The sequence below is a fragment of the Segatella copri genome (assembly GCF_009495355.1).
Classification (GTDB): domain Bacteria; phylum Bacteroidota; class Bacteroidia; order Bacteroidales; family Bacteroidaceae; genus Prevotella.
In genome coordinates, this window is record NZ_VZAD01000039.1 from 1 (window position 1) to 3,351 (window position 3,351).

3 protein-coding genes are annotated in these 3,351 nt (G+C 44.7%); 2 read left to right on the plus strand and 1 reads right to left on the minus strand.

Going from position 1 to position 3,351, the window contains the following annotated elements; all coding sequences use genetic code 11:
* Positions 1–253: 253 nt before the first annotated feature.
* A complete protein-coding gene (gene nspC, locus F7D20_RS04690) occupies positions 254–1,429 on the minus strand; it encodes a carboxynorspermidine decarboxylase (protein ID WP_158463053.1) in 1,176 nt (391 codons plus the stop codon).
* Positions 1,430–1,535: 106 nt separating this feature from the next.
* On the opposite strand from nspC, the gene F7D20_RS04695 reads away from it, so the two are divergent.
* The gene (locus F7D20_RS04695) at positions 1,536–2,144 is read left to right on the plus strand and encodes a thiamine phosphate synthase (RefSeq protein WP_158463054.1); all 609 of its coding nucleotides are present in this window, start codon (positions 1,536–1,538) and stop codon (positions 2,142–2,144) included.
* A 37-nt stretch (positions 2,145–2,181) separates the two neighbouring features.
* On the plus strand, positions 2,182–3,120 hold the full coding sequence (locus F7D20_RS04700) for a ribose-phosphate pyrophosphokinase (RefSeq protein WP_022252898.1): 939 nt from the start codon (positions 2,182–2,184) through the stop codon (positions 3,118–3,120).
* Positions 3,121–3,351 lie beyond the last annotated feature (231 nt).

Genomic DNA, 3,351 nt, shown 5'->3' on the forward strand with positions numbered 1-3,351 from the left:
GACTCGAACCCGCGACCCCGACCTTGGCAAGGTCGTGCTCTACCAACTGAGCTATCTCCGCAGTAAAATCCATTTGTTAGGAGCATTTCTCTAAATGCGGTTGCAAAGGTACGGCTTTTTCTGGAACCACCAAACTTTTTCGTAGTTTTTTTTCAAAAAAAACGCTCTTTAGTTTACTTTTTTTACAAAAGAAGCCTTTTTGCTGCATTTTAAAGCTAAAAAGAGCGCTTTTTCCTACTTTTTTGATGTTTACTTAATCCATCCTGTTTTTATAATCCTCATATCCAAATTGGCGCAATATTTCCATTTCTCCGTCGGGATGAACGATGCCTATGGCGGGATGAGAGATGCCATTAAAGGTGTTTGTCTTCACTGTTGTGTAGTGAAGCATGTCCTCGAAAATCACATTCTCACCAATCTCCAACTCATGATCGAACTGCCAATAACCCATAAAATCACCACTCAGGCAGCTGTTGCCTCCCAATCTGTAGACATGATCACCATCGGGTGCTTTCATCATATCGTCTACCTCTATCGTCCTGGCATTTCTCACTGCAGGCATATAGGGCATTTCAAGACAGTCGGGCATATGACAAGTGAAGCTCACATTCAAGATAGCAGTACGGATGCCGCTATTCTCCACCACATCAACAACCTGCGAGACCAAAGCACCGGTTTGCCAGCCAAAAGCACTTCCAGGCTCCATGATGACCTGGAGGTGAGGATGACGCAGATGAAATCCCTTTATTATATTAATAAGGTGTAACACGTCGTAATCGGCACGAGTCATCAGATGCCCGCCACCAAAATTAATCCATTTCAACTGTGGGAACCACTTGGCAAACTTTTCCTCGATATGTACCAAGGTGCGCTCGAAGACATCTGCCCCACTCTCGCAATGACAATGACAATGGAAACCTTCTATATCGTCGGGCAACTGATCGGGCAACTGATCGGCTGTAACGCCAAAACGACTTCCGGGAGCACATGGATTATAAAGCAACGTACCCACTTCGGAATATCCAGGATTGACACGCAAACCACAACTGATCTCAGGATTCACCTTCCTCACCCGCTCATGATAACGGGCGTACTGCGACAAGGAATTGAACGAAAGATGGCTGGAGCATCGGGCTATCTCGTCGATCTCGTAGTCGGTATAAGCCGGAGAATAGGTATGGGCCTTGCTGCCGAACTCCTCGAAAGCCAACCGCGCCTCACTCAACGAGCTGGCTGTAGTGGAATGAATATACTCACGGAATATAGGAAAAGTTTTCCATAAAGCATAAGCCTTGAAGGCAAGAATGATTTCCACATCCGCACGCTCGGCAACGCTCCTGATAAGCGACAGATTATTACGAAGACGTTCTTCTTCCAAAAGATAAATTGGAACGTGAACTTCATTAAAATTAGCTAAATTTATGGTCATAACTTGATAAATATTAATTTTCGAGTGCAAAGATAGCTTTTTATCTCTGATAAAATTGCAAGTTACCATTTTTTTTAATACTTTTGCATCACAAAAGACACAGACGATGAAATTAGTAATAATGACAAAGTCCACATTCTTCGTGGAAGAAGACAAAATATTGGCCTCATTGTTCGATGAGGGTATGGACAACTTACACCTGTTCAAACCCAATACCTCGCCCATGTATTCTGAGCGGTTACTCACCCTCTTGCCGGAAGATTATTACCGCAAGATAGTAGTACACGATCATTACTACCTGAAGGGGGAATACAATTTGGCCGGTATTCATATTGACGATCCACTGGCACCAGTGCCGGATGGATATAAAGGAAAATTCAGCCGTTCTTGTTCCGACCTGACAATGCTCAAGGAGATGAAGAAGAAATCCAACTACGTTTTCCTGAAAAATGTATTTGACTGTATAGAATTCAAGGACGAGAAGTCCACATTCTCTATGCAGCAACTCGAAATGGCAGCCGACAAGGGGTTGATAGACAAAAAGGTCTATGCCTTGGGAGGCATGAGCCTTGAGAACCTGCACATAGCAAAACGCTTAGGATTCGGAGGCGTCGTTATCTGCGGTGACCTATGGAACCGTTTCGACATTCACAACGAAAATGATTTCAAGGAACTCATCGGGCATTTCGAAAAACTAAGAAAGGCTATCAGTTAAAAAGAATATTATCCACTATAACACAAGAAAAAAAGAAATGAGTGACAAAAACTCTTTTTTGGTATTCTCCGGTACAAACTCGAGATACCTTGCAGAAAAAATCTGTGCAAGTTTAGGTTGCCCTCTCGGTAACTTGGTTGTTACCAAGTTCTCTGATGGTGAATTTGGCGTTTCTTTTGAGGAATCTATCCGCGGACGCGACGTATTCCTCGTACAAAGCACCTTCCCTAATTCAGACAACTTGATGGAGCTGCTCCTGATGATTGATGCTGCCAAGCGTGCATCTGCACGCCACATCATCGCAGTAGTACCTTACTTCGGTTGGGCAAGACAGGACCGTAAAGACAAACCTCGTGTAAGCATTGGCGCCAAGCTCGTTGCCGACTTGCTGAGTGTGGCTGGAATCGACCGTCTGATAACAATGGACCTCCATGCCGACCAAATTCAGGGCTTCTTCGATGTACCAGTTGACCATCTGTATGCATCTGGTGTCATCCTGCCTTATCTTCAGAGCCTGCATCTCGACGATTTGGTCATTGCTTCTCCTGACGTTGGTGGTTCTAAGCGTGCCAACACATACGCCAAGTATCTGGGCTGTCCATTGGTTCTTTGCAACAAGACCCGCGCTCGTGCAAATGTTGTGGCAAGCATGCAGATCATTGGTGATGTAAAAGACAAGAACGTCGTCATCATTGACGACATGGTTGACACAGCCGGAACCATAACAAAAGCTGCCGATATCATGAAAGAAGCTGGCGCAAAAACAGTTCGTGCCTGTGCTTCTCACTGCGTGATGAGCGGCCCTGCTTCTGAGCGCGTACAGAACTCAGCACTCGAGGAGATTGTCTTCACCGACTCTATCCCTTACACAAAGCGTTGCGAAAAGGTAAAACAACTCACCATTGCCGATATGTTCGCAGAGACTATTCGCCGAGTAGAGGACAACGAAAGTATCTCTTCTCAGTATCTCGTATAAAAGAATCATCAAAATTCTTCACCATAGAGCCTTCCTTGTTTTTGCAAGGAAGGCTTTTTTATGGCAATTACAGATTAGCCTATTACAGAGGCTATTATAGAGGTTGGTGCACGCCTATTACAGAGGCACTTCAATATGACAGTTGACCAAGAGACAGTCATTATAGGCGAATGGGGAAATAGAGTAGATGTGGGGAGTTACCCCCAGCACCTCTCATTGCACCGTACGTAC

Excerpts from the sequence above, each read along its gene's own strand:
- nspC (WP_158463053.1), bottom strand. The coding sequence starts at position 1,429 with ATGACCATAAATTTAGCTAATTTTAATGAAGTTCACGTTCCAATTTAT.
- F7D20_RS04695 (WP_158463054.1), top strand. The coding sequence starts at position 1,536 with ATGAAATTAGTAATAATGACAAAGTCCACATTCTTCGTGGAAGAAGAC.
- F7D20_RS04700 (WP_022252898.1), top strand. The coding sequence starts at position 2,182 with ATGAGTGACAAAAACTCTTTTTTGGTATTCTCCGGTACAAACTCGAGA.